The 19,693-nt window shown below is 67.2% G+C and carries 22 protein-coding genes; 9 read left to right on the forward strand and 13 right to left on the reverse strand.

What is annotated here, in order from left to right:
• The first annotated feature begins 32 nt into the window (after window positions 1-32).
• Entirely contained in the window at window positions 33-1,091 is a 1,059-nt protein-coding gene (locus AB6732_RS16085) for a LacI family DNA-binding transcriptional regulator (protein WP_370960892.1), read from the forward strand.
• Window positions 1,092-1,104: 13 nt separating this feature from the next.
• Here AB6732_RS16085 and AB6732_RS16090 read toward each other — a convergent pair whose 3' ends face one another.
• Window positions 1,105-1,890 (reverse strand): IclR family transcriptional regulator, encoded by a 786-nt coding sequence (locus AB6732_RS16090; RefSeq protein ID WP_370960893.1) that lies wholly within the window; start codon window positions 1,888-1,890, stop codon window positions 1,105-1,107.
• Window positions 1,891-2,108: 218 nt separating this feature from the next.
• Here AB6732_RS16090 and AB6732_RS16095 point away from each other — a divergent pair, with 218 nt between their 5' ends.
• Window positions 2,109-2,585 carry an adenylyltransferase/cytidyltransferase family protein gene (locus AB6732_RS16095; RefSeq protein ID WP_307495700.1) on the forward strand — a complete coding sequence of 159 codons (477 nt, stop codon included), beginning with the start codon at window positions 2,109-2,111 and terminating at the stop codon, window positions 2,583-2,585.
• A 66-nt stretch (window positions 2,586-2,651) separates the two neighbouring features.
• Entirely contained in the window at window positions 2,652-3,092 is a 441-nt protein-coding gene (locus AB6732_RS16100) for an SRPBCC family protein (RefSeq protein WP_370960894.1), read from the forward strand.
• Between the two features lie 111 nt (window positions 3,093-3,203).
• Here AB6732_RS16100 and AB6732_RS16105 read toward each other — a convergent pair whose 3' ends face one another.
• From AB6732_RS16105 to AB6732_RS16125, 5 genes are all read right to left on the reverse strand, one after another.
• On the reverse strand, window positions 3,204-3,911 hold the full coding sequence (locus AB6732_RS16105; RefSeq protein WP_370961034.1) for an ABC transporter ATP-binding protein: 708 nt from the start codon (window positions 3,909-3,911) through the stop codon (window positions 3,204-3,206).
• Window positions 3,904-4,791, reverse strand: coding sequence for an ABC transporter ATP-binding protein (locus tag AB6732_RS16110; protein WP_370960895.1), 888 nt, complete (start codon window positions 4,789-4,791; stop codon window positions 3,904-3,906). Before AB6732_RS16110 ends, AB6732_RS16105 begins: the two co-directional genes overlap by 8 nt.
• On the reverse strand, window positions 4,784-5,980 hold the full coding sequence (locus AB6732_RS16115; RefSeq protein WP_370960896.1) for a branched-chain amino acid ABC transporter permease: 1,197 nt from the start codon (window positions 5,978-5,980) through the stop codon (window positions 4,784-4,786). Before AB6732_RS16115 ends, AB6732_RS16110 begins: the two co-directional genes overlap by 8 nt.
• A complete protein-coding gene (locus tag AB6732_RS16120) occupies window positions 5,977-7,008 on the reverse strand; it encodes a branched-chain amino acid ABC transporter permease (RefSeq protein ID WP_144630018.1) in 1,032 nt (343 codons plus the stop codon). Before AB6732_RS16120 ends, AB6732_RS16115 begins: the two co-directional genes overlap by 4 nt.
• Window positions 7,009-7,089: 81 nt before the next feature.
• Window positions 7,090-8,295 (reverse strand): branched-chain amino acid ABC transporter substrate-binding protein, encoded by a 1,206-nt coding sequence (locus AB6732_RS16125; RefSeq protein WP_370960897.1) that lies wholly within the window; start codon window positions 8,293-8,295, stop codon window positions 7,090-7,092.
• 456 nt (window positions 8,296-8,751) lie between these two features.
• On the opposite strand from AB6732_RS16125, the gene AB6732_RS16130 reads away from it, so the two are divergent.
• From AB6732_RS16130 to AB6732_RS16145, 4 genes are all read left to right on the forward strand, one after another.
• Window positions 8,752-9,204, forward strand: coding sequence for an N-acetyltransferase family protein (locus AB6732_RS16130; protein ID WP_370960898.1), 453 nt, complete (start codon window positions 8,752-8,754; stop codon window positions 9,202-9,204).
• 87 nt (window positions 9,205-9,291) lie between these two features.
• Window positions 9,292-10,074, forward strand: a complete 783-nt coding sequence (locus AB6732_RS16135; RefSeq protein ID WP_370960899.1) for an alpha/beta fold hydrolase — start codon at window positions 9,292-9,294, stop codon at window positions 10,072-10,074.
• Window positions 10,075-10,131: 57 nt separating this feature from the next.
• Complete coding sequence (locus AB6732_RS16140; RefSeq protein ID WP_370960900.1) at window positions 10,132-10,377, forward strand: hypothetical protein; 246 nt, start codon at window positions 10,132-10,134, stop codon at window positions 10,375-10,377.
• Window positions 10,377-11,432, forward strand: coding sequence for an MFS transporter (locus tag AB6732_RS16145; RefSeq protein ID WP_370960901.1), 1,056 nt, complete (start codon window positions 10,377-10,379; stop codon window positions 11,430-11,432). Before AB6732_RS16140 ends, AB6732_RS16145 begins: the two co-directional genes overlap by 1 nt.
• A gap of 83 nt (window positions 11,433-11,515) precedes the next feature.
• On the opposite strand, the gene AB6732_RS16150 is transcribed toward AB6732_RS16145, so the two are convergent.
• The 6 genes from AB6732_RS16150 to AB6732_RS16175 form a co-directional block, all read right to left on the reverse strand.
• Window positions 11,516-12,439, reverse strand: coding sequence for an ATP-binding cassette domain-containing protein (locus tag AB6732_RS16150; protein WP_370960902.1), 924 nt, complete (start codon window positions 12,437-12,439; stop codon window positions 11,516-11,518).
• The gene (locus tag AB6732_RS16155) at window positions 12,436-13,326 is read right to left on the reverse strand and encodes an ABC transporter ATP-binding protein (RefSeq protein ID WP_370960903.1); all 891 of its coding nucleotides are present in this window, start codon (window positions 13,324-13,326) and stop codon (window positions 12,436-12,438) included. The genes AB6732_RS16150 and AB6732_RS16155 overlap by 4 nt, the downstream gene beginning before the upstream one ends.
• On the reverse strand, window positions 13,323-14,255 hold the full coding sequence (locus AB6732_RS16160) for an ABC transporter permease (RefSeq protein ID WP_370960904.1): 933 nt from the start codon (window positions 14,253-14,255) through the stop codon (window positions 13,323-13,325). Before AB6732_RS16160 ends, AB6732_RS16155 begins: the two co-directional genes overlap by 4 nt.
• Window positions 14,252-15,226 carry an ABC transporter permease gene (locus tag AB6732_RS16165; protein WP_370960905.1) on the reverse strand — a complete coding sequence of 325 codons (975 nt, stop codon included), beginning with the start codon at window positions 15,224-15,226 and terminating at the stop codon, window positions 14,252-14,254. Before AB6732_RS16165 ends, AB6732_RS16160 begins: the two co-directional genes overlap by 4 nt.
• A 39-nt stretch (window positions 15,227-15,265) precedes the next feature.
• On the reverse strand, window positions 15,266-16,981 hold the full coding sequence (locus AB6732_RS16170) for an ABC transporter substrate-binding protein (protein ID WP_370960906.1): 1,716 nt from the start codon (window positions 16,979-16,981) through the stop codon (window positions 15,266-15,268).
• Window positions 16,982-17,180: 199 nt separating this feature from the next.
• Complete coding sequence (locus AB6732_RS16175; protein ID WP_370960907.1) at window positions 17,181-17,588, reverse strand: MerR family transcriptional regulator; 408 nt, start codon at window positions 17,586-17,588, stop codon at window positions 17,181-17,183.
• Between AB6732_RS16175 and AB6732_RS16180 the strand changes: the two genes are divergently transcribed.
• Window positions 17,587-18,162 carry an RBBP9/YdeN family alpha/beta hydrolase gene (locus AB6732_RS16180; protein ID WP_370960908.1) on the forward strand — a complete coding sequence of 192 codons (576 nt, stop codon included), beginning with the start codon at window positions 17,587-17,589 and terminating at the stop codon, window positions 18,160-18,162. The two genes, AB6732_RS16175 and AB6732_RS16180, sit on opposite strands and share 2 nt — an antisense overlap.
• A gap of 76 nt (window positions 18,163-18,238) precedes the next feature.
• Window positions 18,239-18,796: a GNAT family N-acetyltransferase gene (locus tag AB6732_RS16185; protein WP_370960909.1), complete on the forward strand. Its 558-nt coding sequence runs from the start codon at window positions 18,239-18,241 to the stop codon at window positions 18,794-18,796.
• A 34-nt stretch (window positions 18,797-18,830) separates the two neighbouring features.
• On the opposite strand, the gene AB6732_RS16190 is transcribed toward AB6732_RS16185, so the two are convergent.
• On the reverse strand, window positions 18,831-19,670 hold the full coding sequence (locus tag AB6732_RS16190; protein WP_370960910.1) for a spermidine synthase: 840 nt from the start codon (window positions 19,668-19,670) through the stop codon (window positions 18,831-18,833).
• Between the last annotated feature and the right edge of the window lie 23 nt (window positions 19,671-19,693).

Raw genomic sequence — 19,693 nt, forward strand, 5'->3', positions numbered from 1 at the left:
CGGACGGCGCCGCCTCGCCTAAGATGGACCGCATGGACGACGACGCCGCGAACCCCCTGCCCGGCCTCCGCGCGGGCGCCGGCCGGGTCACGGCCGCCATGGTCGCCCGCGAAGCCGGGGTCTCCACGGCGACGGTGTCGCTCGTGGTCAGCGGCAAAGCCCAGGGCCGCATCTCCGCCGCCAATCGTGAGAAGGTGCAGGCCGCCGTCGAGCGCCTCGGCTATGTGGTGGACACCGCGGGCAGCACGCTTTCCAAGGGGTTCAGCCCCGTGGTGGTCCTCGTGGCGACGGACATCGCCAACCCGTTCTACGCCGAACTCATCTCGGAGGCGCGCGCGTCGCTCGGCGACCGCTACGAGCTGCTGCTTTCGGTCGGCGGGCCGGGGCGCCAGATCGACGCCGCCAGCATCCGGAAACTCCTGTCCCTGAGGCCTGCCGGATTCCTCATCGACGCGCCGAACGCCGAGCTGGTCGAGGCACTGCCGTCGGGCACCCGCGCCGTGCTCCTGGACGCCCCCGGACTCCGGGGCGGCCTGCCGAGCGTCAACCTCGACGTGGCCGACGGCGCCGCGCAACTGGCCCGGCACCTGGCCGGCCGGGGTCATCGCCGGGTGGGCTATCTCGACAGCACCATCGACGCCGCCACGTTCCGCGTGCGCCGCGACGCGTTCCGGGACACCGCATCGGAACTGGGGCTCGAAGTGCTCGACGGCGCCGCCTCCCTGACCGACATCGACGCCGCCGCGGAGGCCTTCACGGAGGCGTGGCCCGGATGGGACGCCGCCGGGGTGACCGCCGTGGTCGGCTGCACGGACACGCACGCCTACGGAGTCCTGGGGGCCGCCGCCGAGGCCGGCGTCGCGGTGCCGGGGCGGCTCGCCGTCGCGGGCTTCGACGATCTGCCGTACTCGCGGCACACGAGCCCGCCGCTGACGAGCGTGAGCCTGCCGTCCGGCGAACTCGGCGCCGCGGCCGGGAGGACGCTGCGGGCCCTGATCGAGGGCGGGTCACCGGAGACGGAGCACGTCGAGGTGCCGAGCCGGCTCGTGGCACGGGCTTCGACGGCCAAGGATCAAGACGACCCGGACTGAGGCGCCTCGCCCGTCAGGCCTTTGCGCGGCCGTACAGGCGGGTGGTCAGCTCGTTCGCGACCTTCTGGATGCGAGATGCCAGGGCGGGCCATTCCTCCGCCGGCACCCGGTCCTCGATGAAGGTCACGGCGATGGCCGCCGTCGGCCATCCGAGGTGGTCCGTCACGGCCGCCGCGACGGAACCGAAGCCCGGCGTCACCTCACCGTGTTCGGTGGCGAAACCGCGCGTGCGGACGTCGTCGAGGTGGCGGGACAGGGCCGAATAGCCGGAGATCGGACTTGTGGTCTCGTGCCGGGAGACGAAGGCGGCCGCGTTCGGGTACAGGGCCCTGACCTGCGGCTTCGGCAGCGCGGCGAGGATCGCGCGCCCGCTGGCGGTGAGGTGCGACGGCAGGCGGACGCCGACGTCGGTCACCAGGGAGGGTCGCCCCTTGGCGCGCTCCTCCACGATGTACAGGACGTCGCGCCCGTGCAGCACGGCGAGGTGCGCACTCTCCCCCAGGGCGTCCACGAGGCCCGCGAGCAGAGGCCGACCCAGGCGCGAGATCGGCTCCTGGCGACTGTAGGCGCTGCTGAGTTCGAAGGCGCCCAGCCCCAGGCCGTACCGCTTCTCCTCTTTGAGATGCATGACCAGGCCATGATCCTCCAGCACCGCGAGCAGCTGGTAGACGGTGGAGCGGGGCAGTTCGAGGGCCGTGGCGATGGCGCTGGCCGGCTGCGGACCGCGCCGCGAACTGAGAAGCCTGAGGATGCGCAGCGTGTTGTCCGCCGCGGGGACTTTGGGTTTGGGTGCACCCACGGGGCAGTCCTTTCTGCGTGGCCGCCGCCCCGGACGTGAAGGAGGGGCGAAGGCTCACACCATTGTGACAGGCGACGCGCGACGGCGGGCGGCCGGGCGGGATGTGACGCGGGTAAGCAGACACAGGTGGTCCGCCACCCCGCATCAGCGCGGTAGCGTGAGAGGAGGGCCGCCCCACCATCGGTGGCCCTCACTCACCCGTACTGAGAGGACAGCCCATGACGAACACCGCCGAAGGCCGCACCCAGGACTACAACCCCGGACCCCGGGTCGGCATCACCTTCTCCACCTTCGATCTGCTCCACGCCGGGCACATCATGATGCTCGCCGAGGCGAAGCGCCAGTGCGATTACCTGATCTGCGGGCTGCAGATGGATCCCACGCTGGACCGCCCGGAGAAGAACGCGCCCACTCAGACGGTCGTGGAACGCTACATCCAGCTCCGCGGCTGCCAGTACGTCGACGAGATCGTGCCGTACTCCACGGAACAGGACCTGGAGGACATTCTGCGGTCCTTCAAGCTCGACGTCCGGATCGTGGGCGATGAGTACATGGAGAAGGATTTCACCGGACGCGAATACTGCGAGGAGAGTGGGATCGAGTTGTACTTCAACAGCCGCGACCACCGCTTCTCCAGCTCCGGCCTGCGCCGTATCGTGGCGGCCAAGGAAGCCGAGAAGGCCGATCGCCCGTAACCTCGGCGATCGACCCGCCAGGCTCCGAAGTCCTGCCCGATCGCTGCCCACCATCCGTGAGGACCCATGAACGTCGATATCACCGTCAGAACAGTGATCAACCGCCCCGTCGCCGTCGTCGCCGAGTACGCCGCCGACCCGCTGAACGCGCCGGAGTGGTATGCGAACATCAAGTCCGTCACGCTCCATACCCCAGGGACGCAGCTCGGCGTCGGCGCTCAGATGGACTTCGTGGCCCACTTCCTCGGGCGGCGACTCAGCTACACCTACGAGATCACCGAGTACGAACCCGGACGGCGGCTGGTCATGCGGACCTCCGACGGCCCGTTCCCGATGCACACCGCCTACTCGTGGTCGGCCGAGGGTGACGGGACCGTGATGACGCTGCGGAACACGGGCACTCCGTCCGGGTTCGGCGCGATTCTCACGCCGTTCATGAGCCTCGCCATGAAGGCCGCGACGACGAAGGATCTCGCCAACCTCAAGAGGATCCTGGAGCAGCGCTGACGACGGCGGGGCGCGCACCGGCTCGCCGTCGTCGTCGCCCCTGATACACGGAGGCCCCCGGAACCGTTGCGGTCCCGGGGGCCTCCGCGTAGGAGTCAGCGCAGGAACACCTCAGGCGACGCCAAGGTACGCCTCCTTGATCGCCGGATTGGCCATCAGTTCCTTGCCGGTCCCCTGGTGGGTGATCGACCCGGTCTCCAGGACGAACGCACGGTGCGAGCGGGCCAGGGCCTGATTGGCGTTCTGCTCCACGAGCAGCACCGTGGTGCCCTGGTTGTTGATCTCCGTGACGATCTTGAAGATCTGGCGGATGAACTGCGGGGCCAGGCCCATGGACGGCTCGTCCAGCAGCAGCAGCTTGGGGTTGGACATGAGCGCCCGGCCGATGGCCAGCATCTGCTGCTCGCCGCCGCTCATGGTGCCGCCGAACTGCTTGGACCGCTCCTTCAGTCTCGGGAAGAGGTCGAAGACCCGCTCGAGGTCCTTGGCGATCCCGGAGGTGTCCTTGCGGCCGTACGAGCCCATACCCAGGTTCTCCATGACCGTCATGCCGGGGAAGATGCCGCGGCCTTCCGGCGCCTGGGAGATGCCCTTGACCACCCGGAGGTGGGCCTTCATGGACGTGATGTCCTGACCCATGAAGCTGATGCTCCCGGCGGACGGATTCAGCAGGCCGGACACGGTCCGCATCGTGGTGGTCTTCCCGGCGCCGTTGGCGCCGATCAGGGAGACGATCTCCCCTTCGTCCACGGTGAAGGACATGTTGTGAATGGCCTGGATGCGCCCGTAGTGCACGGACACGTTCTTCAGCTCAAGCAAGCTCATCTTCAGGCTCCCCGAGGTAGGCGGAAATGACTTTCGGGTCCTCACGGATCTCCTTGGGCGCGGCGTCGGCGATCTTCTTGCCGAATTCCAGCACGACGATGCGGTCCGTCACCCCCATGACCAGCTTCATGTCGTGCTCGATCAGCAGGACCGTGTAGCCGTCGTCGCGGATGGTCCGGATGAGCGCCATGAGCTCCTCCTTCTCCGCCGGGTTGAAGCCGGCGGCCGGCTCGTCCAGGCACAGGACCTTGGGGTCCGTGGCCAGAGCGCGGGCGATTTCGAGCCTTCGCTGGTAGCCGTACGGCAGATGCCGGGACAGGAACTGCGCATGATCCGCGATGCCGACGAATTCCAGGAGGGCCATGCCGCGTTCGATGGCGGACTTCTCCTCCCGGACATGGGTGGGAAGGCGGAGCAGGGCGCCGCCCACGCTCGTCTTGTGACGGGCGTCCAGTCCCACCACCACGTTCTCCAGGGCGGTCATCTCACCGAAAAGGCGGATGTTCTGGAAGGTGCGGGCCAGGCCGCGCCGGGTGATCTTGTGCTGAGGCAACCCGTTGAGAGGCTTGCCTTCCAGGGTGACCGTCCCCGACGTCGGCTTGTAGACGCCTGTCATCGCGTTGAAGCAGGTGGTCTTCCCCGCGCCGTTGGGACCGATCAGACCGAGGATCTCGCCGCGGTTGATGTCGAACGTGACGTCGTCCAAGGCCGTGAGACCGCCGAACTTCATGGTCAGGTTCTTCACCTGAACCAGGGGTTCGCCCACATTGACCGAAATGTCCCGCTCCGGAGCGACCCTTTCGGCCACCTTGAGGTCCACGCCTTGCTCCTTCAGAGCTTCGACGTCGATTTCCGGTTCGACCGCTTCACTCATGGCCGCCCGCCTTCCCGCCGTCGGTGACCACTTGGGCACGTCGGCCCGTCTGCGGTTCCTTCAGCTTGTTGTACGCCAGCCGCCCATACGCCAGCAGACGCTGACGGGCCGGGAGGAGGCCGCCCGAACGGAAGATCATGATGAGCACGAGTGCCACACCGAAGATCAGGTACTTGAACTCCGCGATCGCGGTGAACCGCAGCGGGATGTACGCCACCAGGGCACCGCCCAGGATCGCTCCGACCTTGTTGCCCGTGCCGCCCAGCACCACGGCGGCCAGGAACAGGATGGAGGTGGCGATGTCGAACTTCTGGTTGTTCACGAAGCCCACCTGACCGGCGAACAGCGCACCCGAGAGACCGCCCACGGACGCGCCGATGGCGAACGCCCACACCTTGTACTTGAAGGTGGGGACGCCCATGATCTCCGCGGCGTCCTCATCCTCGCGGATGGCGATCCAGGCGCGGCCCACCCGGCTGCGCTCGAGGTTTCCGGCCAGGAGCAGCACGATGATGATGATCGTCAGCGTGAGCCAGTACCACGGGGTGCCGTTCGAGTTCAGGAAGATCGGCTGGCCGTCGGCGTCCGTCCCCGGAGGGTGACCCACGTTCTGGAAACCCACCTGGCCCTTCATGGCCGGGATGATGGTGGCCAGGATGCGGACGATCTCACCGAAGCCCAGCGTGACGATCGCCAGGTAGTCACCGCGGAGACGCAGCGTGGGAACGCCCAGCAGCACCCCGAAGAACATCGTGATCGCCATCGCGAGCGGAAGGGTCCACAAGTACGGGATGTGCAGGTACGGCGAGTCCGGACTGGTGAACATGGCCGCCGTGTAGGAACCCACGGCGAAGAAGGCCACATAGCCGAGGTCCAGAAGGCCGGCGTAGCCCACCACCACGTTCAGGCCCACGGCGACGAGCGCGTACACCGCCATCTGCGCCAGAGCGATCTGCCAGTTGTTGCCGGGCTCCGTGGTGATGAGCGGAGGGTTCAGGATGGGCAGCAGGTACGCGATGACCACGACCACCATAAGCCAGAGCCACTGGACGTGGCGCGGGAGGGCGTTCCATTTGTCGCCGAGGCCGGGGAACCAGCCTTGACGACGGCGGCCCTTGGCTTCGCGGTCGGCCATCGCCTGCTCGGCGGCGGAGTCGGGGATGAGAGTGGGACCGTCTGTGGTGCTCATGCCTTACTCTTTCCAAGCGAGCTTCCCAGGATGCCCTCGGGACGCACGACCAATACCAGGACCAGGACCACGAACGCCACAACGTCGGTCCACTGGGAACTTCCCAGCAGCACCTGTCCGTAGTTGCCGATCAGGCCGATCAGCAGACCGCCCAGGAGGGCGCCGCGCACATTGCCGATGCCGCCCAGTACCGCCGCGGCGAAGGCCTTGACGCCCAAGATGAACCCGCCGTTGTACTGCACGCCGGACGGGATCTTCATGACGTAGAACAGGGCGGCCGCACCGGCCAGGACACCACCGATCGCGAAGGTGGTGAGGATGATCTTCTCCTTGTTGACGCCCATGAGGGTCGCTGTGTCCGGGTCCTGCGCCACGGCGCGGATGCCGCGGCCGGTCTTGGACTTCCGGATGAACTGGTCCGTGGCGATCATCAGGATCACCGCGGCGATGATGATCACCAGCTGCTGGGAGTCGATGATCGTGCCGAACACCTCGAAGATCGGGGTGGGACGGAACATGGTCAGCGCCGCTTCCGGGCTGGGGCCGCGCCACCAGTAGATGAGGTACTGGATGGCGAACGAGACGCCGATCGCGGTGATGAGGAACGCCAGCCGCGGGGCTTTGCGTTTGCGCAGCGGCTTGTATGCCACTCGCTCCACGACGACGGCGGTGAGGGCGGAGGCGATGATCGCCACCACGAGGGCTAAGAGCAGGTTGCCCACGATCGCCCAGAACGGCAGATGGGGTGCGGACGGGCCGAAGTTCAACGCACTGAGGGTGAAGAACACCCCGTAACAGCCGACGATGAAGACTTCGGAATGGGCGAAGTTGATGAGGTTGAGGACGCCGTACACGAGGGTGTACCCGAGGGCCACCAGAGCGTAGATGGCGCCGAAGGTCAGGCCGTCGAACGTGGAGCTCCAGAAGTTCTGGGCCAGGGAGTCGACGTCGAAGGTGATCCAGGTGTCGTCCGTGGGCACTGCCAGTGGCACGGCGTGGATGAGGCTGGGGATTGCTTCACTGATCATGGGAGCTTCCTGAGGTGATCAAGAGAAATGCTGGGGGTACAGATGGCACATACCCCCAGCATTCTTTTGAAACTGCCGACCTTACTTGCCGATCACGCCGATCGGAGCGATCTTGCCGTTTTCGACCTTGTAGCCGTAGACGTCAGGAGTCGCCAGCTCGCCGGTGGCGTCCCACTTGTAGTGCTTGGACAGGCCATCGGCGTCGTAGGCCTTGACCCAGGCGAGGAGATCCGCGCGGGTCTGCTTGCCGTGGTCGATGCCGGACAGCAGCACGGTGGCGGCGTCGTAGCCTTCAATGGAGTAGGTGCCCGGTTCGGCGTTGGCCACCTTCTTGTACTCGGACTCGAACGTCGGGATCAGCTCGCCGGGGATGCACGGGCAGGTGAAGAACGAGTTCGACGACGCGTCGCCGGCCTGCTTGATGAACTGGTCATCCTTCACGCCGTCGGGGCCCACGAAGGATCCGGTGAAGCCCTTGGCCACCAGCTGCTGGTCGAAGGGCGCGGCCTCCGCGTAGTAACCGGCGTAGTAGACCGTGTCAGCCTTGGAGTTCATGATCTTGGAGATCACCGCGGAGAAGTCCTTCTGACCGGTGACGACCTTGTCGGAGCCGACCATCGCGGACCCGAGGGCCTGCGAGGTCTGGGTGCCCAGGCCGATGCCGTAATCGGAGTCGTCCTGCACGACGTAGACCTTCTTGGCCATCAGCTTGTCCGTGAGGAACTTGGCTGCGGCCGGGCCCTGCACGGCGTCATTGCCCAGAGCACGGAAGAACGTGGTCCAGCCGTTCTTGGTCAGGTTCGGGTTGGTGGCGGACGGGGTGATGTGCACCAGGCCCTTCTGCTCGAAGATGTTGCCGGTCGCCTTGGACTCGCCGGAGAACGGGAGGCCGACGACGCCGATGATGTCCGACTCCGACACGATCTGCGTCACCGGGCCGGTGGCCTTGTTGGGGTCGCCTTCCGTGTCGAACTTCTTGAACTTGACCTGGCAGTCGGGGTTGGCGGCGTTGTGCTGGTTCACGGCCAGCTGGATGCCGTTGAAGATGTTGATGCCCAGCTGGGCGTTGGGGCCGGTTTCCGCACCGGCGTAGGCGATCGTGGTGGTGGCAGGGCACTTGCCCTTGCCGTCGCCGGCCGGGAGCACCGCGGCGGAAGGGACATCCACCTTCGAGATCGCAGGGATGTTCACTTTGCTTCCATCGCCACCTGAGGTGGCCGTGGAGCCCGAGCCGCTCTGGTTGGCGCAGCCGGACATCACCATGCCGAGTGCCACCGCCGTAGCCATGACTGAGAGGGCTTTCTTCCTGTACATAAGTGGCCTCCGCGCCAAATCAGGGTCTGATCCATGTACCCGCGGCGGTGTTGCCGCGAGCACTTCCAAGAGAGTACTCCCAGGAATGTGACATAGGCCACACTTTGGCGTCAGGGTTTGATAACGAATACGTCGCCCCACCAGCCAAAACCCCGTGGGGCCTCAGCCAGGGACGCCAGAGCGCCCCGTTCGGGAGGTTCGCGGCCGCCGTCGAGCCTGACCATCGGGGCTCCGGTCCGCCACGCGACGGAAGGAGAACGATGAAGCGCGGCACCCCTTTCGTGGTGTGCCGCACCCGCTGAAGTGAGCGTAGGGCTCCCGGAACGGCGCTTGGATTCGGGGAGATCACTTTCGTGTAAAGAGTCGGTTACGCCGCTTGGTGTATGGCGGGTCCGGACTCCACAGGCAGCCCTTGATACTGTCATCGGCATGGCCTTCACCTTGCGTCCCAGCGTGCCCGGTGACATCGACTGGTTGGTGGAGCTCCGAGCCGTCGTCCTTCGGGCCGACCTCGAGCGCCTCGGCCGGTACGACGCCGTGCGGGTGCGCGAACGGATGCGCACGGCCTTTGTGCCCGAATGGTCCAGGATCGTCATTTCGGATGGAGCCGAGGTCGGGTCGATCACGGCCCGCCCCGACGGGAACGTCCGCTGGATCGAACACTTCTACTTGTCACCCAGCGCGCAGGGCCGCGGAATCGGATCGTCGGTCCTCCGGTCGGTGCTGAACGAACCGCATCCCGGAGTCACCCGGCTCAACGTGCTGCAAGGAAGCGCTGCTCGTCGTCTCTATGACCGGCTCGGGTTTGTTGCGGACCACGAGGACGAGGTCGACGTCTTCATGACGCTGCGAACCAGAAGGCCGCCGATCGGACGTTCCTGACCCGGGGCCGTCTCCCGCTCTTGCCATCGTCGCCGAGACTGAGCCCTTCACTTCTTTATTGTCGGAGCCCGGAAGTACTTTCGGTTCATGACTTTCGTGGAGACAAAGGACGGCGGGCGGCTCTGGTTTGAGGTGCGTCGAGGATCGTCGCACGTCGGACTTCCCCTCCTCCTGATACAAGGCAGAGCCCTCGACCATCACGGCTGGGACTCCGCTCGTGAGGACTTCCAGGACAGGACGACCATCGTCTTTGATCATCGGGGGACAGGTCTCAGCACGTCGTCGTTCACCCCAGGGTGGTCAGCCAGAGATTTCGCAGCGGACGTCGTGACGATCCTTGATGCGGCCGGGTTCGACAGAGTGCACGTTTACGGTCATTCCATGGGAGGCCGAATCGCTCAGTGGCTGGGGGCCGAGCACGCGGATCGCGTGGTGTCCCTGGTCCTGGGTGGAACGTCGGTCGGCGACGAGCGCGGGCTGCCCCGACCTGCTGGAGCTGTGAGCGCTCTGGCGTCCGGAGACCCGCAAGTCCTTGCCGCTCTTTTCTATCCCGATGCCTGGATCGCCAAGAACCCGGACAAGGTGTTCAGCGTGCTTCCCGCTCCCGCTTCACCGGAAGCGGCCCGCATTCACGGGGCGGCCTCCGACCGCCGCGACGGCCCGAGGTTGGAGAGCATCAGGACACCCACGCTGATCGTTCACGGCACCGACGATCGACTCGCGGACCCGGCAAACGCTGAAGTCCTGGGCCGGCACATCCCGCACGCCGCAACTCTTTTGGTTCCGGGCGCCCGTCATGCGTATTGGATCGGCGACCCGACTCCTCACCTCCAGGTCAGGGAATTCCTCGCCGCCCACGACGAGGATTGAGTGGTCCGAATCAGAGACGGCCGAACTCTGCGAACCAGCGCTTTGTAAGCTGACTGCATGAACGACGACGGCCGTCACACCGACTCCGCCGGGGCGGGGCGTCCGCCCGAGGCTCTCGGTATCCGGGCGTTCCGGCTGTTCTGGAGCGCAACGACCATCCGCGCCTTCGGAAGCTCGATTGCCGGAGTCGCTTTCCAGGTTCTGATCGTCACGGTCATCGCTGCCACGCCGTTTCAGATCGGGATCCTGAGCGCACTCAGCGTCGTCCCGTACCTCTTCCTCGGATTGTCATCGGCGCGCTGATGGATCGCTGGAATCGTCAGCGGACCTTGATCCTGACCAGCGTCGGCCGGTCTATCGTTCTTGCAGCCGTTCCCGTTCTGCTTCTCTGCGACGCGCTCAGCTTCTGGACACTCGCGGCCGTGGTTCTCGCGCTGGGTGTCCTGACCCTGTTCGCCCACTCCGCGGAGCAGCCGCTTCTGCCGCACTTGGTCCCACGGTCCTTGCTGGTGTCGGCGAACGCACGCCTCGGGCAGAGCGAGACCGTGGCGGGCACTGCCGGGCCGGCCCTCGGTGGCGCGCTTTTCAATCTCCTGGGGGCACCGGTCCTCTTCGCCTTCGAAGCGGCGATGCACGCGGTCTCCGCCGTGCTGCAGGCACAGATCAAAGTCGCCGACACGACCCCTCCGCCACGCCCGCCGGGCCGGCACATCGGTCACGACATCGCAGAAGGCATGCGCTTCACGTACGGCCACAGGACCCTGCGACCGCTCGCGCTTTCAGTGCACACCTGGTTCCTCGGGAACAGCCTCGTCGCCACGGTCTTCGCCGTGTTCGTGCTGCGCGAACTCGCTCTGCCCGCGTGGGCGCTGGGGATCGCCCTGGCATTCGGTGGCGTCGGCGGCCTCCTCGGAGCAGTGCTCGCCCCTTCGATCGGCGCACGGACAGGCGCGGGCCGAGCCATCCTTCTGGGCCGCTGTCTCGTCGTCGTACCCTGGGCTCTCCTCGCGCTCGTCCCGATGGGACCGTCCAGCAATCCGGCTGGACTGATCGCCCTCACCGCAACCGCCCAGTTCCTGTACGGCCTGTCCATGGGAATCGAGGACGCCAACGACATCTCGTACCGTCAGGCGGCCGCGCCCGATGAGATACAGGGCCGCATGAACGCGACCATCCGCACCACCAACCGCGTCATCTTCTTCTTCGGGGCACTGGCCGCAGGAGGACTCGCGACCTGGTTGGGGTACCCGGCCAGTCTCGGACTGGCGGCGCTGATTTTCCTGGCCGCCGCGCTGATCGTCGCCTTCTCGCCCCTGCGCAGTGCTCGCCACGAGGATTTCTCGCGAACGGCGGCCTGAGCAGACCCTTCATCGACTCGGATGCGGCTGCCACGACGCCCTCGGCAGCTCGGGTGTACACGGCGCTCGCCAAAAATCATCCTTCACTCCCCAGGCAGCGCCACCAGGTGGCCGCCTCCGACGTCCCGTAGTTCACGGCGCGGTCCCCCAGGAACATCCCAGGAACGATCGCTTCCCCGCCGACGTCGCTGCCCGCGCTCCCGGGGGCTCACGATCGGCACCGCGTCCAGCAGTTCCCGCGTGTACGGGTGGCGCGGGTCGTCGAAGATCTGCTCGCGGCTCCCCTGTTCCACGATCGCACCGCGATACATGATCGCCACGGAAGTGCACATGTGCTCCACCACACTCAAATCGTGCGAGATGAACAGGAAGGAGGTCCGTCGCTCTTCGCGCAGATCGCAGAGGAGGTTCACGATCTGCCCCTGAACCGAGACATCGAGGGCCGAGACCGGTTCATCCGCCACGACGAACTCCGGTTGCAGGGCCATCGCCCGCGCGATCACGATCCGCTGCCGCTGCCCACCGGAGAACTCATGCGGGTAGCGGTCCAGGGCATCGGCGCCCATCCCGCACTGTTCCAGCACCTCGATGACCCGCTGCCGTTCGTCGTCGCGGGACGCCAGGCCGTGGGTCCGCATCGGCTCGCCGATGGCCGTGACGATGCGCAGCCGCGGGTTCAGCGCCCCGAAGGGGTCTTGGAACACGTATTGCATCCGCCGTCGGAGTCCACGGAGTTCGGAGCGCGGCAGGTCCAGGATCTCCTGCCCGCGGAACCGCACGGAACCGGTATCGGGCTCGTGCATCCGCAGGATGGCCTGACCCAGGGTCGTCTTGCCGCTGCCCGACTCACCGACCAGTCCGAACATCTCCCCCTCACGGATGCTCAGGCTCACCCCGTCCACGGCACGCACGGCCTCCCGGGGAGCCCGGCGGCCGCCGCCCCGCGCGCGGAACTCCTTCACGATGTCGCGTGCCTCGAGAAGCACCGGCGCCGCATTCCCCGTCATGCGTTCACCCCCGCCGCCTCATGACCGTGCGCGGCCAGCCGGCGCACGTCCTCCGGGATCGTGGGCAGACGATCCAGCCGCTGCCCGAGCAGCGGACGGGCGTCGAGCAGCGCCTCCGTATAAGGGTGTTGCGGCCGTTCGAAGATGCTGAACACGTCCCCTCGTTCCACGGTCCGTCCGCCGTACATGACCAGCACCGAATCGGCGACCTCGGCAATGACGCCCAGATCGTGCGTGATGAACAGCACGGCCATCCCGGTCTCGTCGCGAAGCTCCAGCAACAGGTCGAGGATCTGGGCCTGAACGGTGACGTCCAGCGCCGTCGTCGGCTCATCCGCGATGAGCAGCCGCGGCCCGCAGCAGAGCGCGACGGCGATCATCACCCGCTGCTGCATCCCGCCGGACAGCTCGTGAGGATAGGAGCTCATGATCCGCTCCGCGCCGGGAAGGCCCACCCGGCGGAGCCATTCCACCGAGCGGTCACGGGCCTCTGCCCGCGAGACGGACTCGTGAGCCCGGATCGTCTCGCTCAGCTGCCGTCCGATCGTGAAGACCGGGTTGAGGGAGCGCGCGGGTTCCTGGAAGATCATGCCCACCTCGCCGCCCCGGACACGCTGCAAGGCGGTGCGTCGCAGCGTGAGGACGTCGGCGCCGTCGAACAGCACCTGACCGCCGGAGATCTCCCCCGGTTCGTCCACGAGCTTCAGGAGCGAAAGCGCGGTCAGGCTCTTGCCGGAACCGGACTCCCCCACGATGCCGAGGACCTCCCCCGGGCTGATCTCGAAGCCGACGCGGTCCACCACCACGCGGTGGCCACCGCCCTCAGCCGGGAAGCGCACACTGAGATCCTTCACCTGGACCAGGGGCTCGGCCGCCACGGCGGTCACCTCCCCATCCTGGGATCGAGGACGTCCCGCAGGCGGTCGCCGAGAACGTTGATCGCCGCCACCGTGATCAGGAGCGCGACGCCGGGCGGCACCCACAGCCACCAGTGCTGCTGGAAGTCGATCAGGTTGTTGGCGGCGTTGATCATGTTCCCCCAAGAGGCATTGGGCGAGACGACGCCGAGCCCCAGGAAGCTCAGCGCGGACTCGCTGAGGATCCCCGACGCCGTGCTCAGGGTGGCTACGACGATGAGCAGTGGCATGACGTTCGGGAGGAGGTGACGGAACTGGCGCGAAGCGGCGCTCAGACCCAGCACCTCCGCCGCCCGCATGTACGGGGCTTCGCGCAGGGATAGGACCTGGCCGCGGATCAGCCGGGCCAGCGAGGGCCAGCCGATCACGCTGAGCAGGACCATCACGATGTAGATCCGCGACTCGGGCGCGACCTTCAGCTCCGAGAGCACGGCCGCCATCACGATGAGCAGCGGCAGGCCCGGAATGGACATGAGGAGGTCCGCGAACCGCATGATGAGCGTGTCGACGATGCCGCCGTAGTACCCCGCAACGAGGCCGAGCACGGCGCCGAGGATGAGGGACAGCAGCATCGAGGCGACCCCGATCGTGAGCGAGATCCGCCCCGCGAGCATGAGCCTCGTCAGGACGTCCCTGCCGTACTCATCGGTGCCCAGCCAGTGGTTCGACGCCGGTCCGTGCTCGGCGATGCGCAGGTTGATCTCCTCCCCGGTATACCCGGTGAGCAGCGGGCCGAGAAAACTGAAGAGCAGCATGAAGACGAGCAGGCCGATGCTGATGCTCGCGGCCGGAATCCGTAGCAGGCGGCGAACCTCCACCGCGCTCCTGGCCGGGAGCGCTGTGCCCTTGCTGGGGGGCTCTACGCCTCTGGTCGAAAGCTCTGTGTCGATGTGGCTCATGCCGCCCTCCTCGACCCGAGAAGCCGCACCCGGGGATCCGCGACGGCGTAGAGCACATCTGCCAGGAAGCTGCCCAGGATCGTGAGGAACGCCAGGAGCATCGTGACGGTCATGAGCACCGCGTAATCGCGCGTCTGCACCGATTCGAGCTGGATCCGCCCGACGCCGGGCCAATTGAAGATCTGTTCGGTGATGATGGCCCCGGAGAACAGGGCCGGAAGCTCGAAGGCCAGGAGCGTGATCGCGGGCAGGAGGGCATTGCGCAGCGCATGGGAGAACACCACGCTGCGCTCCCGCAAGCCCTTTGCCCGGGCGGTGCGGATGAAGTCCGCGTGCAGCGCTTCCAGCATCCCGCTGCGGAAGTAACGGGTGAGCGCACCGGCTCCGAGGAAGGTGAGGATTCCCACCGGGAGCACCATGTGCCGGGCGATCTCCAGGAGCTGGGCGAAGCCGTCAGAGGAACTCGCGGTGTCGAGCATGCCGCCCGTCGGCAGCCACCGGAGATCGACCGCGAAGACCTTGATCGCGAGCAGACCGATGAAGAACGACGGCACCGACAGGGAGGCGAACAGTCCCGCGGTGACGAGCCGGTCGAACCAGGAGTACTGCCGGGTCGCCGAGAGCACGCCGCACACCAGCGCGATCGCCCAGGTCAGCACGAACCCGGCGAAGGCGATGACGAAGGAGTTGCCGATCAGCGGCCCGAGGAGTTCCGTCACCGGCCGGTTGTAGACCAGGGAGTACCCGAACTCACCGCGCAGCATGTTGCCCAGCCAGATGAAGTACCGCACCAGCACGGGCTGATCCAGCCCGTTCAGGGCGCGGAGCTCGGCCTTGCGCTGCGGCGTGAGCTGTCGGTTCGAGCTGAAGTAGTCGCCCGGCATGAGGGCGAAGAGGAAGAACACCAGGACGGAGACACCGAAAAGCAGCAGTGCCATCAGTCCCAGTCTCTTGAGGACGTAGCGGGTCATGGGAACCGTTCGTAGCGGGTGACGGAAGACGCCGGGCGGCTAGCCCGCGATCTTCAGCTTCGCCAGGGCGAGTGCCGCTTCGTCGCTGCCGGTCGTGTACAGCTCGCCGTTCTGGATGCGGGCGTTCCAGGCCGACAGGGACTTGCGGTAGTCGAGCAGGATGATCGGCGGGTCCTGGCTGAGCTTCTGGTACAGCTCGGTGTAGATCTTCTGCCGGGCCGCCCGGTCGAAGGTCGAGACGCCCTTCTTGATCAAGGCGGTCACCTGCGGGTTGGAATACCCGGTGACGTTGATCGCGGGGTCGGTGGTCCCGAACTCGGACACGGCGTCGTTGGGGTCGCTCAGACTGTTGCTGCGGAAGCCTGCGAGGTCGTAGTCCCCGTTGTTGAGGCGGTCGAACGCGGTGTTCGAGTCGAGCACCTCCGGCACGAAGTCGATGCCGAGGTCCTTGTAGTCCTTCTTCGCGATCGGGATCACCGGGTCGTCCTGCTTGGTGGTGATGTAGGACAGGGTGAGCTTCTTCCCGTCCTTCTCCCGCGTGCCGCCGGCCTGGGCCTTCCAGCCGGCCTCATCGAGCAGCTGCCCCGCCTTCTTCGCGTCAAAGCCGTAGGAGGTCACGCCGTCGTTCGTGTAGGACCACTGGGTCGGGGCGGCGAAGACGTCCGCCACCTGTCCCAGCCCCTTGAACTTGGCGTCCACGATCTGCTGCCGGTCCAGGCCGTAGTACAGCGCCTGACGGACCTTGGTGTCGGCGAGCGCCGGCTTCTTGTTGTTCACCCAGATGGCGCCGTAGTCGGAGACCACCCGGGCGCGGATGTTGGCGAAGCCGAGCCCTTGCAGCTCCTTGAGGGTCGCCGGGTCACTGCCGAAGCCTCCGTGGTCGATGTCGCCGTTCTGGAAGTTCTGCAGAGCGGAGTCACTGGAGACCACCTTGAAGATCACCCGTGCGATGGAGGGCTTGCCGTTGTAGTAGTGCTCATTGGCCCGGTACCGGATCTCCTGGCCCTCCACGTACTGTTCCAGGGCGTAGGGGCCGGCGCCCAGGGGCTTGGAGTAGAGGCTCTTGAGGTAGTCGAGCTTTCCCTTGACGTAGCCCTTGCCGTAGTAGGCCTTCGAGATCACCGGGCCGCCGAGGGTGCGCAGGGCGAGCGGGTTCGGCTTCTGGGTGACGATGCGGATCGTCGTGGGGTCCACCACCGTGATCCCGGACAGCGAGCTTGCGGAGCCCTTGCGGAACTCCTTGGTGCCGGCGATGACGATGTCGGAGAAGTCCACGCCCCCGGCGTAGGCGGGATCGTTGAGCAGGGTCAGCGTGAACGCGACGTCCTCGGCCGTGAGGGGCGAGCCGTCGCTGAAGGTCAGTCCCTTGCGCAGGTGGAAGGTGTAGCTGAGATTGTCGGAGGACACCTCCCATTTCTCAGCCAGATCCGGCACGGGCTCACCCGCGTCATTGAACACCACGAGGGAGGCGAAGATCGGCTGCACCGCGTTCCCGTCCCAGCCGTTGTCATAGAAACCGGGGAGGAACACGCCACCCGGCTTGTTGATGGTGGTGACGAACGAATCCTTGCGCTGGGTGGCGGCGGCCGGGCTCTTCCCCGGGTCGGAGGCCTTGTAGAACTCGTCCTTCAGCTTGCTCAGGTCCGCCTTCTCCGTGCCCGGGTCAGACTCGACGGCCGGGGCGCAGGCGCCGAGGAAAAGAGCACCTGCGAGCAGTCCCGCGATGGCTGCGACCGGCTTCTTGATGAGCGTCATTCTGAGACCCTTCTGGGGGCAGGAGGAATCCACAGGCGGATTGGTGATGTCCCTGTGAACGAATACCCGCACAGCCTAAGCAGGCCTCGGAAATCTCTGAAAGCGATGTTTCACGTGGTGAACGAATAAGAAGCCCGGTTGAAAAAGAAGTCGATTTGAGAACCGCCAGGTTCATGAATCGTCACACTGGCCAGGCGATTCACCCGCCCGCGAGCAGCCCTCTCAGCCGCTGCCGTTTCCCCTGGATCTCCCGCTCCTGAGCGGTCAGCCGCTCGGCGAGGCCGTCGAGTTCCGCCCGCAGATCCGGGCACAGCTCCAGCGCGACGCCCTCCCCGCCGTCGCGCAGGCAGTCCAGGTAGCGCCGGATGGTCGCAGTGCCCACGCCGGCCGCGATCATCGTCCTGATCTGCCGGACGCGCACGACGTCGGACGCCGCATAGTCGCGATAGCCCGCGCGCGTGCGGCCGGGGGTCAGGACGCCCTGCTCCTCGTAATGGCGCAGCGCCCGCGCACTCACTCCGCTGGCCGCCGCCAGTTCGCCGATCCGCATCCGGATCCCTCCCGTCTTGACCTTCACATGGGCGTGAAGGTTTAGCGTCCCTGTCATGGCATCTACGACAACGGGCCCGAGGGCTCTGATCTTCCACGGCTACGGCGCCACCCCCGAGGATCACTGGTTCGGCTGGCTGGCGCAGCGGCTGGAGGACGATGGCATTCCGGTGACCGTGCCGGCGCTTCCGGACCCTCTGGACCCGGATCCCGTGGTGTGGGAGGACGCGGTGCGGACGGCGCTCGGAACCCCCGACGCCGGAACGATCGTCGTCGCGCACAGTCTGGGCTGCCTGGCGGTGCTGCGTGCGCTGGGCTCGCTCGCGGGCCCGTGGCGGCTGGGCACGCTCGTCCTGGTGGCCGGGTTCCTCGATCCCCTGCCCGCTCTTCCGGGCCTCGACGGCTTCATCGCCGACGGCACGCCGCTGGGCGCCCTGGCGGAGCACCTCGACCGTCTCGTGGTGCTCCGCTCGGATCACGACGAGTTCGTGCCGACGGCCCACACGGACCGGCTGGCCGCCCTGCTCGGCACGAAGCCACAGGTCGTCGACGGGGCCGGGCACTTCCTCGCCGACGACGGCGTCACGGAAGCCCCGGCGATCCACGACGCCGTCGGTTCCCCACGGCTCTGAACCGCACCGCGCTGAGCCGCACCGCACCGGGCGGGGCCTCGACAGACCCGGGACACCCCGGCCTACGATGAGACCCATGCAGCCCTTGGGACCGGCCCCGTGGCCACCTCCGCCGATCACCACCGAGCGACTGACCCTGCGCGTCTCGGAGGCACGGGACCGCGCGGGCCTCATCGACCTGTTCGCGTCGCCCGAGGTCGGAATCTACACCGGTGGGGCGAGGCCCCGGGAGGAGCTCGAGGCCTCCGTGCCAGAGATCCCCGGGCGGCGCGAGGGCTTCTTCGTGGTCGAACGGGAGGGCGAGTTCCTCGGGATGGTGACCTTCGACCGGCGCGACGCCGAGCATCCCGGCCACGTCCGTCCGGAGGGGAACGAGGCCCAGCTCGGGTACTTGTTCCTGCCGAGCGCCTGGGGCCGGGGCTACGCCACCGAGGCCTGCACGGCCGCCCTGGAGTGGTTCGGCACGGCGTTCCCGGGCGAACCGGTCGTCCTGCCCACCCAGACCGCCAACGGGGCCTCGCTGCGCCTCGCGCAGCGGCTCGGTTTCCGCGAAGTCGAGGTGTTCGAGGAATACGGCGCCGAGCAGTGGTTCGGCGTCTGGACCGGGCCGCCCACCCACTCCCCCGCCGTCTGAGCCGCCACCCGGTGGCCGTCCACCGGAAGCCGGACTACGACGACGGCGCGTCGCGCCGGACGGCGGCGTCGCGCGCGAACTCGCGCACCCGCGCGTCGTCCAGGTACTGAGCGGGAACGCCACCACCCAGCAGGGTCCGGACCATGGACGCCGAGCCGGGGAAGGCCGTGAAGCTTCCCGCGATGATCACATTGCCGAAGCGCCGGCCCTTGAGCATGGGGGCGTCCGCGACGATCGCCGTGTGCGGGAAAATCGAGGCGATGGTCGCGGCCTCCTCGCGGGCGGCTTTCAGGTCCGGAGCGGAGCCGCAGTTCACGACGTACATCCCCTCAGGCCCGAGGACCCGTGCCGCGTGCTCGGTGAACTCGCGGCTGGTCAGCGAGGCGGGGGTGACCCCCTGCGCGAACACGTCGCGGATCACCACGTCCCGGCTGGCAGGGCTGAGCGTCTCCGTCACGGCGCGGGCCTCGCCCACGCGGATCCGGAGGAACGGCGCCCTGGGGAGGTCGAACCAGTCACGCACCGCGGCGGCGAGCGCGGCGTCGAGCTCCACCACCACCTGACGGGACTCCGGGTAGACGTGGTGGAAGTAGCGGGCGAGCGAGCAGGCGGCCCCGCCGAGGTGCAGCAGGCGGACACGATCACTCGTCCCGGGCACCCAGCGGTCCTCGATCAGCGCCGCGATCCAGCGCATGTACTCGAAGCTCAGGTGGCCGGGATCGTCGAGGTCGATGTGGGAGCTCTGGACGCCGTTGAGCCGCAGGAGCCAGCCGTTCGCCAGGTCGAGGTCCCGGATGAGCTCCGCCTCACCCTGGTCCACAGGATGGACGCCCTCCACGGGCCCTGTCGGCTGTGCCTTCTGCCCCTGTCTCATAGCGCCCAGCGTACTAGGCGACG

This window comes from Arthrobacter sp. RCC_34 (assembly GCF_041360795.1).
Lineage (GTDB): Bacteria > Actinomycetota > Actinomycetes > Actinomycetales > Micrococcaceae > Arthrobacter_E.